Origin of the sequence: Streptomyces sp. NPDC026673 (assembly GCF_040638135.1) — a bacterium.
In the GTDB taxonomy this organism is placed as follows: Bacteria; Actinomycetota; Actinomycetes; order Streptomycetales; family Streptomycetaceae; genus Actinacidiphila.
In genome coordinates, this window is sequence record NZ_JBEZXR010000080.1 from 1 (window position 1) to 16,723 (window position 16,723).

Annotated in this window: 8 protein-coding genes and 1 pseudogene; 6 read left to right on the forward strand and 3 right to left on the reverse strand. The window is 70.2% G+C overall.

Annotated features, from left to right (window positions below; translation table 11 throughout):
- Positions 1-101: 101 nt before the first annotated feature.
- On the reverse strand, positions 102-4,901 hold the full coding sequence (locus AB0F62_RS35255) for an amino acid adenylation domain-containing protein (protein ID WP_361809128.1): 4,800 nt from the start codon (positions 4,899-4,901) through the stop codon (positions 102-104).
- A gap of 770 nt (positions 4,902-5,671) precedes the next feature.
- Between AB0F62_RS35255 and AB0F62_RS35260 the strand changes: the two are divergent.
- From AB0F62_RS35260 to AB0F62_RS35275, 4 genes and pseudogenes are all read left to right on the forward strand, one after another.
- Positions 5,672-6,622 (forward strand): annotated as a pseudogene (locus tag AB0F62_RS35260) (SpoIIE family protein phosphatase); the annotation flags it as partial.
- A 242-nt stretch (positions 6,623-6,864) separates the two neighbouring features.
- Positions 6,865-7,818 carry a formylglycine-generating enzyme family protein gene (locus AB0F62_RS35265; protein ID WP_361809131.1) on the forward strand — a complete coding sequence of 318 codons (954 nt, stop codon included), beginning with the start codon at positions 6,865-6,867 and terminating at the stop codon, positions 7,816-7,818.
- A 71-nt stretch (positions 7,819-7,889) separates the two neighbouring features.
- Complete coding sequence (locus AB0F62_RS35270) at positions 7,890-8,822, forward strand: HAD family hydrolase (protein WP_361809134.1); 933 nt, start codon at positions 7,890-7,892, stop codon at positions 8,820-8,822.
- Between the two features lie 235 nt (positions 8,823-9,057).
- On the forward strand, positions 9,058-10,449 hold the full coding sequence (locus AB0F62_RS35275) for a DUF1214 domain-containing protein (protein WP_361809137.1): 1,392 nt from the start codon (positions 9,058-9,060) through the stop codon (positions 10,447-10,449).
- Between the two features lie 59 nt (positions 10,450-10,508).
- Here AB0F62_RS35275 and AB0F62_RS35280 read toward each other — a convergent pair whose 3' ends face one another.
- On the reverse strand, positions 10,509-11,009 hold the full coding sequence (locus AB0F62_RS35280) for a DUF6114 domain-containing protein (RefSeq protein ID WP_361809140.1): 501 nt from the start codon (positions 11,007-11,009) through the stop codon (positions 10,509-10,511).
- Between the two features lie 212 nt (positions 11,010-11,221).
- The gene (locus tag AB0F62_RS35285) at positions 11,222-11,845 is read right to left on the reverse strand and encodes a DUF6230 family protein (protein WP_361809143.1); all 624 of its coding nucleotides are present in this window, start codon (positions 11,843-11,845) and stop codon (positions 11,222-11,224) included.
- Positions 11,846-12,223: 378 nt separating this feature from the next.
- Between AB0F62_RS35285 and AB0F62_RS35290 the strand changes: the two genes are divergently transcribed.
- Together AB0F62_RS35290 and AB0F62_RS35295 are read left to right on the forward strand one after the other, a co-directional pair.
- Positions 12,224-14,581 (forward strand): arylsulfatase, encoded by a 2,358-nt coding sequence (locus AB0F62_RS35290; RefSeq protein WP_361809146.1) that lies wholly within the window; start codon positions 12,224-12,226, stop codon positions 14,579-14,581.
- A gap of 155 nt (positions 14,582-14,736) precedes the next feature.
- Entirely contained in the window at positions 14,737-16,458 is a 1,722-nt protein-coding gene (locus AB0F62_RS35295) for a SulP family inorganic anion transporter (RefSeq protein ID WP_361809149.1), read from the forward strand.
- Positions 16,459-16,723: the final 265 nt, after the last annotated feature.

Consider the following 16,723-nt stretch of genomic DNA (forward strand, 5'->3'; position numbering starts at 1 on the left):
GGCTCTGAGCGGCCAGTCATTGCTCCCCGCGCCCGCGGGCCACCACATGCGGTTGCCGCGAACGCGCGGTGCGGTCCCCTTCACCGGACCGCACCGCGCTGTCAGACGTCGGCGTCCTGGTCTGCGCCGCTCACGCCGTCGAGCAGCAGCCCCTCAAGGGCGGCCGCGAAGTCGGCGAGGACGGGGTGGTCGAAGAGCAACTTCACCGCCACGGGAATGTCCAGGGCTTCCCGCAGCCGACCGGCGACACGGGTGGCGGCCAGGGAGTGACCGCCCAGGGCGAAGAAGTTGTCGCCCTGCCAGACCGCGGAAACCCGCAGCACCGCGGCCCACACGTCGGCGACGAGTTGTTCGGCCTCTCCACTGGGCGGCACCTGCGAGCGCCCGGAATCCTCCGTCGGTTGCGGCAGTGCCGCACGGTCGACCTTCCCACTGGACAGGGTGGGCAGCGCGGGCATTCCCACCCACCGGCTGGGGACCATGTGCTCGGGCAGTCGCAGGCGGAGCCGCGCCTGGACGGCCGTGGCGTCGATGGTGTCGGGCACCAGATAGCCGACCAGATGGGCGTCGCCGCCCGAGCCGGACACCGCCACGACTGCGTCGGCCACCCGCGCGTCGGCTCGGAGCGCGACCTCGATCTCGCCCGGCTCGATGCGGTATCCGCGCACCTTCACCTGACCGTCACGCCGGCCGTGGTACTCCAGCGTCCCGTCGCTCCGCCAGCGGGCCCGGTCACCCGTGCGGTAACAGCGCTCGCCGGGCACGAAGGGGTCGGCCGTGAACGCCGTCGAGGCGAGCTTCCGGTATCCACGTGCCACGCCGCTGCCGGCCACCCACAACTCGCCGACCACTCCCGGCGGTACCAGTCGCCCGAGCGGATCCACCACGTAACAGCGCGCGCCGGCCACCGGACGGCCGATCGGGACCGGGTCGTCCGTCGCCGCCACCCTGTGAACGGTGGCGGTGACGGTCGTCTCGGTCGGCCCGTAGGAGTTCCACACCTGACCGACCCTGCCCAGCAGTTCGCTCGCGAGCTGCGGGTCCAGCACCTCGCCGCCGGTGAGGACGCGCATCTCCGGGTGGCCCGGCCAGTCCGCGGCGAGCAGCATGCGCATCGACGTGGGCGTCAGGTGCAGCACGGTGACGCCGCTGCCGGTGATCCGCTCGGCCAGGGCGTATCCGTCCGTCGCGCAGGCCCGTTCGACGATGACGCAGCGCGCGCCGACCGCCAGCGGTGCCCAGATCTCCTCGACCGAGACGTCGAAGGAGAGGGGAGCCACGGCTGCCATCGAGTCGGCCGGACCGATGCCGGGCGTGGCTCGGAATCCCTCGACGAAGGCGGCCAGGTTGGCGTGCGTCACCTCGACGCCCTTCGGCCGGCCGCTCGACCCCGAGGTGTGGAGCACATAGGCCAGGCCCTCGGGGCGTGCCCCGGGCAGAGCGCGCGGGACAGCGTGCGCGGCCAGCTCGTCGGCGTCCAGCGGGGTGGGCAGAGAGGGCGGAACCGGTCCGCGCGCCAGCACCGCCCGGGCGCCGCCGTCGGCGGCGAGCTGGGCCAGGCGCTCTGCCGGGTAGTCGGCGTCCAACGGCAGATAGGCCGCCCCGGCTCGCCACACCGCCAGCAGGACGGCGGGGAGGTAGTGGTCCCGGGGCACGCTCACCCCGACGACGTCGCCAGGACCGATCCCGGCGTCGAGCAGCCCTGCGGCCACCCGGCCGGACCAAGCCGCGAGTTCGGCGTGGGTGAGGGAGCCTTCGGGCCCGGTCACCGCGACCGAATCCGGCCGTGCCCCGGCCGCGGCGAGCACGGCGTCGACCACGGTCGCCGGCACGGACTCCGGCAGGGCGGGACCCTCGGCGAACGTCAGCACGGCGTCACGTTCCTGCCGTGTGACCAGCTCGATGCCGGTCAGCGGGAGATCGGGAGCAGCCAGCCCGCGCTGCAAGGTGCTCAGCATGCGCTCGGCGAAGGACTCCGCGTCCGCCCGGGTGAACCGCCTGGTGGCGTATTCGATCTGGAGCTCGGCGCGGGTGGCCGTACGGGAGACGAAGACCGACAGTTCGTTGGCCGCGGCACCGCTCCCCCGGTCGGAGCGCAGGTCGAGGCGGAAGGGCCCGCCGGACAGCGTGGCGGGTTCGTCGAGCGGCAGCATGGTGATGACGACCGGAGTGCGCGACGCGCCGTTCGCCCGGTGGGCGGGCAGGTGGTCGATCAGCTCCCGGGCGGGGAGTTCCTGGTGGGCGAGGGCGGCGACGGTGGTCGTGCCGCAGTGCCGGGCCAGGTCGCGGAAGGTCAGGTCGCCGTCGAGGCGCAGTCGCAACGGCAGCGTGTCCACCAGGGGGCCCAGCAGGCGCTCGGTTCCGGTCCGGTGGCGGCGGGCGGCGGCCGCGCCGATGACGACGTCGTCGTGTCCGCTGAGGCCGCCGGTCACCAGTCCCAGGGCGGCCAGGTAGCCGGCGAACGGGGTCGTCCCGGTCTCGGCCGCGAAGCGGCTCAGGCGGGCCAGCAGCGGCTGCTCCAGGGGGACGGTCACGCGCTCGGTGGCCCAGCCCGGTGCCTCGTCGCTCCCGGGCAGGTCGTCAGGTAGGACGGCTCCTTCCAGGGCCGTCCTCCAGAACGCATCCAATCGCTCGTGGCGAGGACGATCGGCGTCGAGTTCCTGCTCGTGGAGGGCGATGTCGCCGATCTGCAGGGGAAGGTCGTCCACCGGGTCTCCAGCGAGCTCTGCGGCGAGTTCGCGCAGGAACACCGGCACGGAGGCGCCGTCGAAGGCCATGTGGTCGACGGCCACGAACAGTTCGCCCGCGTCGTCGGCGGTGCGGGCGAACGTCGCCCGCAGCAGCAGGGTTTCGGTTGCTAGGTCGAAGGTGTGCCCCGCCGTGTCCTGGTGCAGCACGTCGAGACGCCGCTGCTGCTCGTCGGCGGGCAGAGCCCGCAGGTCTGCCTCGGTGACCGGGACGGGCACCGGCGGGCCGACCACCAGGTACGGCTCGGTGTCGAAGCGGACGGTGCTACGCAGCACCTCATGGCGTCGCACGATGGCGTCCAGCGCCTCGCGTACGGCAGGCCCGCTCACGGGGCCGCTCACACCGATGCGCATCGTCAGGGTGGTGACGGGGACGTCCGGGGCGAGCTGGCGCAGCAGCCAGAACTCCCGCTGCATGGCGGTGAGCGGATAGCGGGACAGGCCCGGCGTGCGGCGCAGGGGTGGTTCGGCGGCGATGGTGTCCAGGGCGCGCGCGAGCAAGGCCGCGGTGGGGTGGTTCAGAAAGGTCGCGAGCGGCACAGGCGTCCTGCGACGTCGTCCGAGCTCGCTGACGACCCGGGCGGCGGCGAGCGAGTGTCCGCCGAGGTCGGCGAAGCGATCGTCGGCGCCGACCTGGTCGATGCCCAGGACCTCGGCGATGACGTCCGCGACGAGCTGCTCGGTGGCGTCGCGTGGAGCGGTGTACGGGGCGTCGGGCCGGCGTCCCGCCGTGATGACGGGCAGTGCCCCGCGGTCGACCTTGCCCGTCGGGTGGACGGGGAGGCGGGGCAGCACGGCGATCCGCCAGGGGACGGCGTGCGACGGCAGCCGGGCGGTCAGCCAGGCGCGCAGTTCCCCTTCGGTCGTCGCGTCCGACTCGGCGTATCCGACGAGCCGGTCCCCGGTGGCCAGCACGACGGCGTGCCGGACACCGGGATGGTCGGCGAGCACGGCCTCGACCTCGCCCGGTTCCAGCCGGACGCCGCCGACCTTCACCTGTTCGTCGGCGCGTCCGACGAAGTGGTAGGTGTCCCCGACGCGTCGCACCAGGTCGCCCGTGCGGTACCCGAACGAGCCGAACCGCTCGGCGGTCAGTTCAGGGCGGTTGAGGTATCCACGGGAGACACACGGCCCGGCGATCCACAGCTCGCCGGTCTCCCCTTCGGCCAGGATGGCGCCGTCCGGCGACCGGACGGACAGTTCCGCTCCGGCGATCGCCTGCCCGATCGAGGGGTTGCCGGTGCCGTGCCGGTCGACCTCCTCCATGGTGCAGGCCACGGTGCACTCGGTGGGGCCGTAGCCGTTGAGCACCCGCCGGACTTGGGGGTGGGCGTAGACCCGGTCGCACAGGGCACGGGTGACCAACTCACCACCCGTGATGACGGTTCGCACGTTCGGCGGCAGGGTGTCCCGCAGCAGCGCCGACAGGGCGGACGCCGCGGCGATGAGCACGGTCACCTCGGAGCGGGCCGGGAGCGCCGGCACGGCGAACAGGTTCTCCGCCAGGATGACGGTTCCCCCGGCCACCAGGGGCGCGAAGATCTCGACGGTCGACGGGTCGAAGCACACCGACGTCGCGGCCAGCATTCCCCGCAGTTCGTCCGCGGAGAGGTAGTCCGCGTACCAGCTGATCAGGGTGTGGAGATTGCGGTGCTCCACGACCACGCCCTTCGGCGTGCCCGTGGATCCCGAGGTGTACATCACGTACGCGGGGCTGTGCGGATCGGTCTCCGGACCGAGGCCGTCGGCCGGTTGCGTGTCCTCGACGGGCACGGGCGTGGCAGTGGCCGGCACGACGTGCTCCGTGCCCGCCGAGGTGAGGACCGCCGAGAGCGAGGCGTCCTCTGCGATGAACCTGATGCGCTCCTCGGGGTAGGCCGGATCCAGGGGTACGTAGGCGGCACCGGCCTTCATCACGCCGAGGATCGCCGGGACCAGCCACTTGTCCCGCTGGACACACAGACCGACATGGTCACCCTTGCGCACCCCCGAGGCGCGCAATCGCCTGGCGACGCCATTCGCCAGGCGATCGATTTCCGCGTAACCGAATCTGGCATCCCCGACCACCACCGCGGTGCGGTCCGGAGTTCTCCGCGCTTGCCGCTCGAATGCCTCGTGCACACAGGACGCATTTACATGAAGATCAGTTCTCATCGAGCTCACTGTTCACCGTGCGCGTGGAGTATGCCACAGCGCAGCACCGCTGCAACTCTCCAGCTCAACACGGGTCGCAAGCACGATTCGGGGCGCATGCAGTGGAGTGGATTCACGCAGTGCGGCGGGCTGAGACAACCTCTGCCACACGTACCCCATTTCCAGGCGCTTATCCTTCAACGGATTCGAACTGTAACACCGTTCGACGACCGGCGACGGAAACCAAAATCAAGATGGCGTTAGGGCCCCGTATGAATCCCGAGAGCTTCGTCCGCCGCAAAGGAATCGGTGCGTAGTGGACATCCGCCGGCCGTAACCGGGCGGGACAGCATCATGTACGACTACGGGGTTTCGGCAACACCAGTTGGCCGACGCCGACCTCCTGGTCGATGCCGAGCCCTGCCCCATCGGCGTCCGCCCGGTCCGCCGGGAAGTAGCGGGGCGTACAGCCGACGTGACCCGACTGGGCGGGGACGAAGAGAAGCCCAGCCGGGTCCGTTTCAGCGGGCTCGGGGTCTTCGCCGTACACGTGGAGACACATGGTGTTCCTCCTGGAGCAAGGGAATGCGCGGCCCGGGCACGGGCCCGCGTCCGGCACTGAGGCTATGCCCGCAGGTCAGGCCGCGATCTCGCTCCGCGGCAAACCCTGACGTCGCCCTGACGGTGGGGAGCCGCCGCGTGGTCATGCCGGAAAGCGCAGGACTCGGCCGGACGCACGGGACCCCGGCATCGTGCCCGCCCCACCGACGAACGTCGGCCTTGAGCGCCCCTTCTTCACCAGCTTCGCGGACTTCCGGCGCGCCTATCCCGATGCCGTCCGTTACCGATCCCGCGACGCCTGGGCCTTCCTGCCCCTGATCACGTCGGGGCATTCCGTGGGGGCCCTCGTGCTGTCCTACGACCACGCCCGACCTTTCCCCCCGGCGGAACGCGCGGTCCTGACAGCCCTGGCCGGACTCGTCGCGCAGGCCCTGGACCGCGCGAGTCTGTACGACACCCAGCAGCAGCTGGCCCACAAGTCTGCAGACCGGACTGCTGCCCCGGAGCCTGCCGTGCGTCCCGGGTCTGGAGGTGGCCGCCCGGTACCGGCAAGCCGGCCGGGGCATGGAGGTCGGCGGCGACTTCTACGACCTGATCCACTGCGACACCGCCACCTGTGCAGCCGCGGTGATAGGCCATGTCCAGGGCCACAGCGTCAACGCTGCCGCACTCATGGGACAGGTCCGCGCTGCCGTCCACTCCCACGCTACGTCGGGCCCACGTCCTCACGAGGTGCTCGCCTGCGCCAACCCCCTCCTGATCGACCTCGACGCGGGACTCTTCACCAGTTGCCTCTACGCCCACCTCGACATGGCCGGGCACCGCGCCCACCTGGCCACCGCCGGCCATCCCCGGCCGCTGATCCGCCACCCCGACGGTCGCACCGATGTCCTCCGCTGCCGCCCGGGCTGCTCCTGGGCATCCAGGCGCACACCGACTACACCACTGCGGAGATCCCGCTGCCCCCCGGTACCACTCTCGCCTTCTACACCGACGGCCTCGTCGAGCCCCCGGGCACCGACATCGACGAGGCCATCAGTGAGCTCGCCCGTCTGCTCGGCCAAGCGCCGGAGCAGCCCGTCGACGCCCTCGCCGACACCCTCATCCACCACGCCGCCCGCACCACGCCCGGCACCGACGACATGGCCCTGCTCCTGGTTCAGGCAAAAGCCGTGGAGTAGGCGCGATAACCGCGATCCGTGGGGCAACCCGCGAGATCCCGTGCATCTGCGCCCACCGCTTGCCCCGGTTGGGGGTCAGGTGGTCTTGACTACTGACTGTCGCCAATCTCGCGAAGGCCGTCACCCACGCCGAATCGGAATGGCCGCGGCCGCGCGGCCGGGCCCAGCAGGCGTAGCCCTTTGGCGGGACCGGGCGCGCGTCGTTCTCATCGGGCTCGGAGGGCTGGGGCACGCTGAGGGGCATGAGCATCGCGGCGCAGCCACGCACGGCGTCCCCGACCCGCGGCATGGTCAGTGTTCCGGGCGGAACCTTCCTGATGGGGTCGGCCGATTTCTATCCCGAGGAGCAGCCCGTGCACTCGGTGGTGGTGGACGGCTTCTGGATGGATGCCCATCCCGTCACCGTCGCCGCCTTCCGCCGGTTCGTGAAGAACACCGGATATGTGACGGCTGCAGAACGTGAGCTCGACCCCGCGGACTTCCCTCAGGCCGATCCCGCTGCGCTCGTTCCCGGGGGGCTGGTGTTCCGGATGACGCCCGGGCCGGTGGACCTCGACGACTGGCGGCAGTGGTGGTCCTACGCTCCCGGCGCCTGCTGGCGGCGTCCCCTGGGCGTCGGCAGCACTCTCAACGGCCGGGAGCTGCATCCGGTCACTCAGGTCGCCTACGAGGACGCCGCCGCCTACGCCGCCTGGGCCGGCAAACGGCTGCCCACGGAGGCGGAGTGGGAGTTCGCCGCTCGTGGGGGTCTTGAGGCCGCGGTGTTCCCCTGGGGCGATGAGTTCGCTCCCAAGGGCCGGCGCATGGCCAACACCTGGCACGGCGCCTTCCCGTGGCAGTACGTGCCGACCGCGAAGGCACGCTCGGTTCCGGGCACCACCCCGGTTCGTACCTACGCGCCCAACGGCTACGGTCTGTACGACATGGCCGGCAACGTCTGGGAGTGGACGAGCGACCACTTCGCCGCCCGCCACCCCGAGCCGGCCCCAGGGGCCTGCTGCGCCCCGCGCAACCCATCGGTGGATCAACCGGTCGAGACCGCGGTCGACGCCGAGCGCTTCCCCCGCCGAGTCGTCAAAGGCGGCTCGTACCTGTGCGCTCCCAACTACTGCCTGCGCTACCGCCCCGCGGCCCGCCAGGGCCAGTCCGAGGACACCGCGACCTGCCATATGGGGTTCCGCTGTGTGCTGCGCTGATCACACCCCGGGAGCCGGCGCGGCCCGCCCGCTCCCGGCCTGTCCCCGACCCACAACCCAAGGAGCCGCTCGTGAGTCATCCGCCGCTCCCGTCCTGGCGCGACGGGCAGACCCGTACGGCGTTGCTCCGCTTCGTGGAGGAGCTGACCACCCCGGGCGAGCATTTTCTCGAGCCACCCGACCGGATCGCCGTTTTCGACAACGACGGCACGCTGTGGCCGGAGCGGCCGATGCCCATCCAGGTGTATTACCTCACCGAGCGATGGCGGCAGATGGTTCGGTCTGATCCCTCCTTGGCGGATCGTGAACCGTACGCCTCGGCGGCTTCCGGCGATCCGGCGTGGATCGCCTCGGTGGTCGAGGACCACTACGCCGGGGACGACACCCGGCTGCCGGCGCTCGCCGAGGCGGTGATCGCCACACAGCGGGACCTGGACACCGATACGGTGGCCGCGATGGTGCGGGAGTTCTTCCGGACCGGGCAGCACCCCGTGCTGCGGCGTCCGTATCGGACCTGCGCCTACCAGCCCATGCTGGAACTCCTCGCCTACCTGCGGGAAAACGGGTTCGCCACCGTGATCGCCTCCGGAGGCGGGCGGGACTTCATGAGGGTCGTCGCCCACAGCATGTACGGCGTGTCCCCCGAGCAGGTCATCGGTTCCACGGCCGATACGCGCTGGTGCGCCGACAGGCGTTCCGTGGTCTACGGGGACGGTATCCGCGTGCTGGACGACGGCCCCGAGAAGCCCGCGCGCATCTGGAATCGTCTGGGCCGCCGCCCGGTACTGGCCTGTGGCAACTCCAACGGCGACATCGAGATGCTCACCTACGCCGCCTCCGCACCGCGCGGACTGGCCGTCCTGATCCACCACGATGACGGCACCCGTGACGACCCCCCGTACGACGCGGGCGCGGAGCGGGCTCTGGCCGAGGCCTCAAGGCATGCGTGGCTGACCGCCAGCGTCAAGGACGACTGGGCCCGCGTCTTCCCCGACGCCTCCTGATCTGCCACAGGGAAGGCGGCCTGCGACTCGGCCTCACCGACTGTTTTCGTCACCCGGTGGAAGACAGGGTCGCTTTGTTCACGGGAACGGGCAGCGTTTGTTCACGACCTCGGGAGTCGGCGCCGGAGCGCGCGGTGTTCGTATCGTCGCGAAGCTACGGGAGCACTGTGGTGCCCGGTCACCTGAACAGCCCCGTCCCGGTGCGGCTCCGGGACGGGGTTCTTACTGTCGGTGCATGTCGACCTCCCCCTCCGACGCCCTTGCGCTCCCGGTCGCCGGGGGCCGGATGACCGCCGACTACCTGCGAACGATGGGCCGCCTCGCCTACCTGTGGGGCTGGCCGCTGGTGAACATGCACAACCGGCTCACGATCATGGAGAAGGTGCCGGCTCCTGGGCTGCTGGGCGGCATCGTGCCGGCAGGGCCGCCCGGGGCGCTGGGGATGCTGCACGACTACATCGACCCGCAGGAGCGTGTGGTGGCCTGCCCGAATCAGGACGTCGCCTACGGGCTCGGCATCCTGGACGCCCACCGGGGCCCGTCGGTGGTCCAGGTACCGGACTTCGGGGAGCGGTTCTGGGTGTATCAGGTCGTCGACCAGCGCACCGAGTCGTTCGCACGCCTCGGCGCCATGTACGGCACCGGGCCCGGCTGCTACTTGTTGGCGCCGGCCGCCTGGGACGGCCCGGTCCCCGACGGCATCGCAGGGGTGTTCCGGTTCGACACCCGCATCGCCGCGTGCATCCCCCGGGTCTTCATGAACGACACCGACGAGGACCGCGCCGCCATCCAGCCGCTCCTCAACCAGATCATGGCCTACCCCCTCGCCGAGTTCACCGGGAAGGCACGCACCACCGACTGGTCCCAGGCACCGTCCTACCCGGCCGGCGACGCCACCGGCAGCGAGCAGGAGACCCGGTGGGTCGACCCGACCGTGTTCTTCGACGTCCTGCCCACCATCCTGGACGAGGTACCGGCACGCCCGGGCGAGGAGGCCTTGCACGCCCTCGTGCGGTCCGTCCTCAGCGAGGCGGCTCGCGACCCACGTGTCGCGGACGTGCTGCGGGAGACCGCGATCGACGCCGAGGCGACCCTGATGCGGGAGCTCTTCGAGTTCCGCAACATCGGCATTCCGCTGGACCACCACTGGAGCACCCAGCGCAACGGAGCCGCGTTCGGTGGTGACTACCTCTCACGCACCGCAATGGCGCGAGCCAACATCTTCGTCAACCTGCCCACCGAGACCGCGTACTTCTACCAGGACTTCGACAAGGACGGCGAGCGCCTCACCGGGGATCACGCCTACACCCTCACCTTCCCCAAGGGCTCGCTGGCGCCGGTGCGGGGGTTCTGGTCCGTCACCCTTTACAACCAGCACCACTTCTTCCACCCCAACGACCTGGACCGCTACTCGTTGGGCACCAAGAACAAGACCCTGTGCCTCAACGCGGACGACTCCCTGACCCTGCACGCCGGCGTCCGTCCGCCCGCCGACGACCGCGACCTGCCCAACTGGCTCCCGGCCCCTGACGGCCCTTTCTCCCTCTACCTGCGGGCCTACTGGCCCCATTCCACGGCGCTCGACGGCACGTGGCAGCCCCCCGCCGTCACCAGGACCGCGGACTGACCCGGGAGAGCCGCCGAGCGGCGGAGCGGGGAGGGAGGGGGATCGGCCGCGATGGGTGCCTATCCGGCGGTCGAGTACGCCACCTCGGACCCGGGCAGATCGGCCGGATCCGATCGCGGCTCATCGGCCGTCAGGGGTTCCGCGACCGTGAACGGGCAGTCCGGTGTGGGCGGTTCCGCCACGACGGCCGGTGGATTCCAGGAGCAGGCCAGGGAGCCGCCGACCAGGCCGGCGAGCATCCCGATGAGGAGCCCCCCGAAGTTCGCCACGGGCAAGGAGATCACTGCCAGCAGCAGGGTCGCGATGCCGGCGAACATACGGTGATGCGGCTGGTACCAGAGGGACAGACCCAGGACGATCAGGAGGACCCCGATGAGCAGCGATCCGGCGCCGGACGTGGTCGACAGGGAGAGCGGGACGCTGCCCAGGTCGAGGTTCGCGTAGGGCCAGTACAGGATCGGCAATCCGGCCCCGAAGGTGACCAGCCCCGCCCAGAAGGGACGCCGGCCGCGCCAGATCCTGAACCTGCCCCGTACCTCGCGCCAGTACGGGATCGGCAATCCGGTTCCGAAGGTGACCAGTCCTGCGCGGAAGGGGCGCCGGCCGCACCAGGTCCGGAACCTGCCCCGCGTTTGTTCGGCCGCGAGGCGCCGTGCGATGTGTCTCCATGAGAGCTTGTCGAGCACGTGTCGCGCCCGAGTGGGTCCTGCGCTCGGTGCAGGAGCGGAGGGCGGAGCGATCTCGGGCCTGCGCGCTCGTTTCCAGATGGGAGTCAGAAGCATTCGTGGTGGCCTTGCTTGAGCTGCACGCTCAGGTCGGGGACGTTGAACGTGCCGGCGGAGATGGCGACCGCGGTCACGCGTACGTCGGTCAGGGTGGCCCCGGCGGCTTGTTGCCCGAAGCCGTCGGGGTCGAAGAAGCGCGAGTCCCTGTCGCCGGGATTGATCGGTCCCTTGGTGATAGCTCCTTGGGCGATACCGATGTCGATGTCGCTGAAGTTGGCGTTCCCGGCGAATTGGGCCGTCGAGTCGAGGAACATGTTCGTGGCTTCGGCGGGTCGTCGGTCGCCGCCGGTGAGCCTCAGCGTGTACGGGCCCAGCACGGGAAGATCGAGAACAAGGGACTGACACAAGCCGCTGACCGACGCCTGCCTGGCTCCGGTGACCAGGACGGGCACGAGCTCGCCCTTCCTGGTAACGTCCACCATGCCGTAGATGCTCAGTCCGCGAGCGGTCAGCGAATTCGCGGCGACCTTGAACCTCTGGCCTGAGATGAAGAATGACGCGGCCAGCGCTCCCTGCGCCATGACGATACCGAGGGTTGCGCAGGCCACGACGCTGGGAACCATGAAGGCCGCGAAACGCTTCCACCGGGTTCTGCCAGCGCTGTGCATCATCCCGAATCTCCTTTGCCCACGAGGGAAACCGCACACGCGCCGGTGCGCGACACACGTCCGCCCTCACGTCCGTGACGGTGCTCAGTCTTGGGGGCTCGGCGCCGGATAGCACCTCATGGACCACCGTGCGGGTGACGCAGCTCGTGAGAGATTCACACGGCTCTGCGTGCGACCCGGTCACCCAGCGACCGCGGCCACTACGGCTCGGTGAGCCGCAATGCCCATCCGGCGCTCCAGCGCCACCTGGGCGCCGCCCGTGCCGGTCACTCGTTCGGATGCCTGGCCTGGCCGCGCGCCACCTCACAGGAAAGGCTGAACAGCGTCCGGCGACCGTGGCGCGCGACCCTGGTGTGCGCTCGACAGTGGAAGGCGACACGCATGGCTGAGAAATTTCGAGGCGTCGTGAATCTCGATGTCCGCGACTCCGTCCCGGACTGGTCGCCCTACGAGCAGCCCAAGGCACGTGACGGCTCGCCCAACGTGGTGTACATCGTGCTCGACGACGTCGGGTTCGGTGCCATGAGCTGCTACGGCGGCCCGATCGAGACGCCGAACATCGACCGGATCGCCGCCAACGGCCTGCGTTACAGCCAGTGGCACACCACCGCGCTGTGCTCCCCGACCCGCTCCGCCCTGCTCACCGGCCGCAACCACACCACCAATGGCATGGCCTGCATCAGCGAGGCGGCCATCGGCTTCCCGAACGCCAACGGCCACATTCCGCCGCAGTGCGCCACCCTCGCCGAGATCCTGGTCGAGAAGGGCTACAGCACGTCACTCGTCGGTAAATGGCACCTGTGCCCGGAGGACGAGATGAACCTCGCCTCGACAAAGCGCAACTGGCCCGTCGGACGCGGATTCGAGCGCTTCTACGGCTTCCTCGGTGCCGAGACCAACCAGTGGTACCCGGACCTGGTCCACGACAACCACCCGGTCGAGCAGCCGGCCACCCCCGAAGAGGGCTACCACTTCAGCGTCGACATCACCGACAGGGCCATCCAGTACATCGACGACGTCAAGGCCATCGCCCCCGAACGCCCGGTCTTCCTGTACTACGCTCCCGGCTGCGCGCACGCCCCGCACCACGCGCCGAAGGAGTGGATCGAGCGGTACCGGGGCGCGTTCGACGCCGGCTACGAGGCGATGCGCGAGCAGACCCTCGCCCGGCAGAAGGAGTTGGGCCTGGTCCCGCAGAACACGCAGCTGCCGCCGGTCAACCCGATCGGCACGCCGCAGACCCGGACCGGCCCCGGGGGCGAACCCTTCCCCGAGCTGGACTACACCCGTCCCTGGGCCGAACTCGACGAGGACGAGCGCCGGTTGTTCGCGCGGATGGCGGAGACCTACGCCGGGTTCCTCTCGCACTGCGACGACCAGATCGGCCGCCTTCTCGCCTACCTGGAAGAGACCGAACAACTGGACAACACCATCATCGTGCTGGTCTCCGACAACGGAGCCAGCGGCGAGGGCGGTCCGAACGGCTCGGTCAACGAGAACAGGATCTTCAACAGCGTCGCCGACGACCTGGCGGAGAACATGGCGCTGATCGACGAGATCGGGGGGATCAAGACCTACAACCACTATCCGAACGGCTGGGCGATGGCCTTCAACGCCCCGTTCAAGATGTGGAAGCGCTATTCCTTCAACGGCGGTACCTGCGACCCCTGCATCGTGTCGTGGCCGGCGGGCATCTCGGCGCGAGGCGAGGTCCGCGACCAGTACCATCACGCGATCGACATCGTCCCCACCGTGCTCGACTGCCTCGGTCTCGAGTTGCCTGAGACCGTCAAGGGCCACCACCAGATCCCGTTGCAGGGGGTGAGCATGCGGTACAGCTTCGACGCCGCCACCATCCCCACGGCCAAGGGCACGCAGTTCTACTCCATGCTCGGCACCCGCGGCATCTGGCACCAGGGCTGGAAGGCCGTCACCACGCATCCGGCCATCAGCGGCTGGGGCAACTTCCCCCAGGACACCTGGGAGCTCTACCACGCCGACGTGGACCGGGCGGAGTTGCACGATCTCTCCGAGCAGGAGCCGCAGAAACTCAACGAGCTAATCGCCCTGTGGTTCCACGAAGCAGGCGTCAACCAGGCGTTCCCGTTGGACGACCGCTCCGCAGTGGAGATCCTCACCACGGCTCGTCCGCAGATCGCCCCGCCTCGCAACAGGTACGTCTACCGGCCCGGTGGTTCGGAGGTGCCCGAGTCGGTGGCGGCCAACATCCGCAATCGCTCCTACTCGATCGGCGCCCTGGTCGACCTCCCGGCCCGCGGCGCCACCGGGGTGCTCTTCGCGCATGGCGGACGGTTCGGGGGACACGCCCTGTACGTCCGCGACAACAGGCTCCACTACGTCTACAACTTCCTGGGCAGCGAGCAGCAGCTGATCACCGCGCAGGAAGACCTCCCCACGGGCGAGCGGCTCATCCTGGCCGCATCGTTCAAGAAGGACGGCGAGGTCTCACCCGGTGTCGCCACCGGCACCCTCAGCCTCCACTACGGCGAACGCAAGGTGGGTGAAGGACGGATCAAGACCCAGCCCGGCAAGTTCACCATTGCCGGTGAGGGACTCAATGTCGGCCGGGACGGCGGCGAGCCCGTTACGGACCACTACCCCGGCGCCGCTCCCTGGACGTTCACCGGAGGCACGCTTCACCGCGTCGCGGTCGACGTCAGCGGAGAGCCATACGTCGATATCGAGCGTGAGGCCCTGGCCATGATGGCCCGCGAGTGATGCCAGGCCCCCGTGCCGCGGGGCCGGTCGACAGCGGCACCGCTCGTCCGAACCGGGCTGGATCACGCCGGTCATGCAGACCGCGAGCGCCCGCTCCAAGGAATCCGGTCCGCTGACACGATCGTGGGGCCGATGACGTGAAGGAGCGGGCGATCGTGCGGCGACTCTTAGCGGCGATGGGCAAGCCCAAGCCCTCGGACGCGGGCGCGGGCCTGGTCACCGGGCTCTTCTCGATTCCGGAGGGCATGGCGTACGCGTCCATCGCCGGGTTCAACCCGATCGCGGGCCTGTACGCCGGAATCGTCCCCGGGATCGTCGGCGCGCTCACCGCCCGAACCGTCCTCATGATCACCACGCTGACCAGCGCCATCGCACTGACTTCGCAGAGCGTGCTGCAGGAGGCGGGGCTGGACCCGGCGGACCCGGGCAACGTCGCCACGCTCACCCTGCTGGCGGGCCTCGTCATGCTGCTCATGGGCGTTCTGCGGCTCGGCGTGGCGATGAGCTTCGTCTCCAACGCCGTGATGACCGGCTTCTCCGCGGGCATCGCCCTGCAGATCATCACCGGCGTCCTCAAGGACGCGACCGGTTACCGGCCCCAGGGCCACAACCGGCTGTACCAGCTGGGCGACTGGATCGTGCACATCGGCCATTGGCAGCTCGCAGCGACCCTCATCGGCATCGCAACGATCCTCGTGTGGGCACTCGCCCGGATGGTCCACCGTCTGGAACCGGTGGCGCTGCTGGTGGCCATGATCGTGGTCAGTGTCGCGGTCGCCGTCCTCGGTACGGACGTCGAGCTCGTTCGCGACATCGCGCACATCCCCGCGGCCCTGCCCGGCTTCTCCGCCCCCGATCTCCCGGCCGTACCTCACCTGCTCGGGGGCGCCGTCGCCGTGGCCCTGGTCGCTCTGGCCCAGGCGGCGAGCATCGGCTCGTCCGTACCGAACCCGGACGGTTCACGTTCCTCCGCCAACGGCGACTTCGCCGCGCAGGGCCTGGCCAACCTGGCCGGCGGCCTCTTCCAGTCCCTTCCCTCCGGCGGCTCCCTCTCCCGCACCGGGGTCTCCGTATCGGCGGGATCCCGCACCCGCTGGGCGGGTGTCTTCGCCGGCGTACTGCTCGCGCTGGTGGTCCTCACCTGCGCGCCCCTGGCCGAGCGCATCCCGATGCCGGTCATCGGCGGGCTGATCCTGGTGGTGGGCGCGGAACTGATCTGGGGCAAGCGCCACGACATCATGCTCGTGCTGCGCACATCGTGGCTGTCGTCCGCGGCGATGGTCCTGACCTTCCTCGCCACCACGCAGCTGCCCCTCCAGCAGGCCATCGTGCTCGGCGCGGTGCTGTCCCTGCTGCTGTACTGCGTCCAAGCGGCCCGCCAGACCCGGTTCCGGGCCCTCACCCGTGACCCGCGGGGAGACTGGCACCTCGCCGAGCCCCCGGAACGGCTCCCGCCCGGTGACGTCACCGTCCTCAACTACGACGGCACCAGCTTCTTCGCCGAACTCCCCCACATCGAACAGGCCCTCCCGCGCACCGACGACGCCCGCGACGCGGTCCTGATCCTCGTCCTGCGCGGAGCCCCGGACGTGCCATCCTCCTCCATGGCCAAGGTGATCCGGCGCTACGCCCGCGAACTGCACAACCGGGGCGGACGGCTGATCCTCGCGGGCGTCTCCCCCAGTCTGGAACGCGTCCTCCGGATGACGGGGATCGAGCGGGAACTGGGGCCCGGCGGCGTCGTTCCCGCGGAGGGCGCCGTCTTCGCCCCTCTGAACCGCGCGATGGCGGACGCGCGCTCATGGATCGCAAGCCGGCCAGGTGGGGAAGCGCCGGGCGGAGACAACCGCCACGCCCCGCCCGCCACGCCGACCTGACCGCTGCGCGGGTCTTCGCGCCGGGTGAACGACCCCGCCCGTCGAGCGGTTTCACCTCGCGGCCGGTTCCCATCCCGGACCGGCCTGTGCGCACCGTGACCGAGACCGGATTCCGCCGGCCCCGCCCGCCCATCGCCTCGTCGCCGGATCTTTGATTGTCGGACTTTTGCCCGTGGCGCCGTAGCCGACCGCTCTGGACGGCTGACACACGGCGCGCCTCCCCTACGACCACCAGGTTTTCCCCTGTTCGGGGCATACCGTACTT

What these genes read in the sequence shown, in the direction of transcription:
- AB0F62_RS35275 (WP_361809137.1), top strand. Translation starts at nt 9,058, where the DNA reads ATGTCGACCTCCCCCTCCGACGCCCTTGCGCTCCCGGTCGCCGGGGGC.
- AB0F62_RS35265 (WP_361809131.1), top strand. Translation starts at nt 6,865, where the DNA reads ATGAGCATCGCGGCGCAGCCACGCACGGCGTCCCCGACCCGCGGCATG.
- AB0F62_RS35290 (WP_361809146.1), top strand. Translation starts at nt 12,224, where the DNA reads ATGGCTGAGAAATTTCGAGGCGTCGTGAATCTCGATGTCCGCGACTCC.
- AB0F62_RS35255 (WP_361809128.1), bottom strand. Translation starts at nt 4,901, where the DNA reads ATGAGAACTGATCTTCATGTAAATGCGTCCTGTGTGCACGAGGCATTC.
- AB0F62_RS35285 (WP_361809143.1), bottom strand. Translation starts at nt 11,845, where the DNA reads ATGATGCACAGCGCTGGCAGAACCCGGTGGAAGCGTTTCGCGGCCTTC.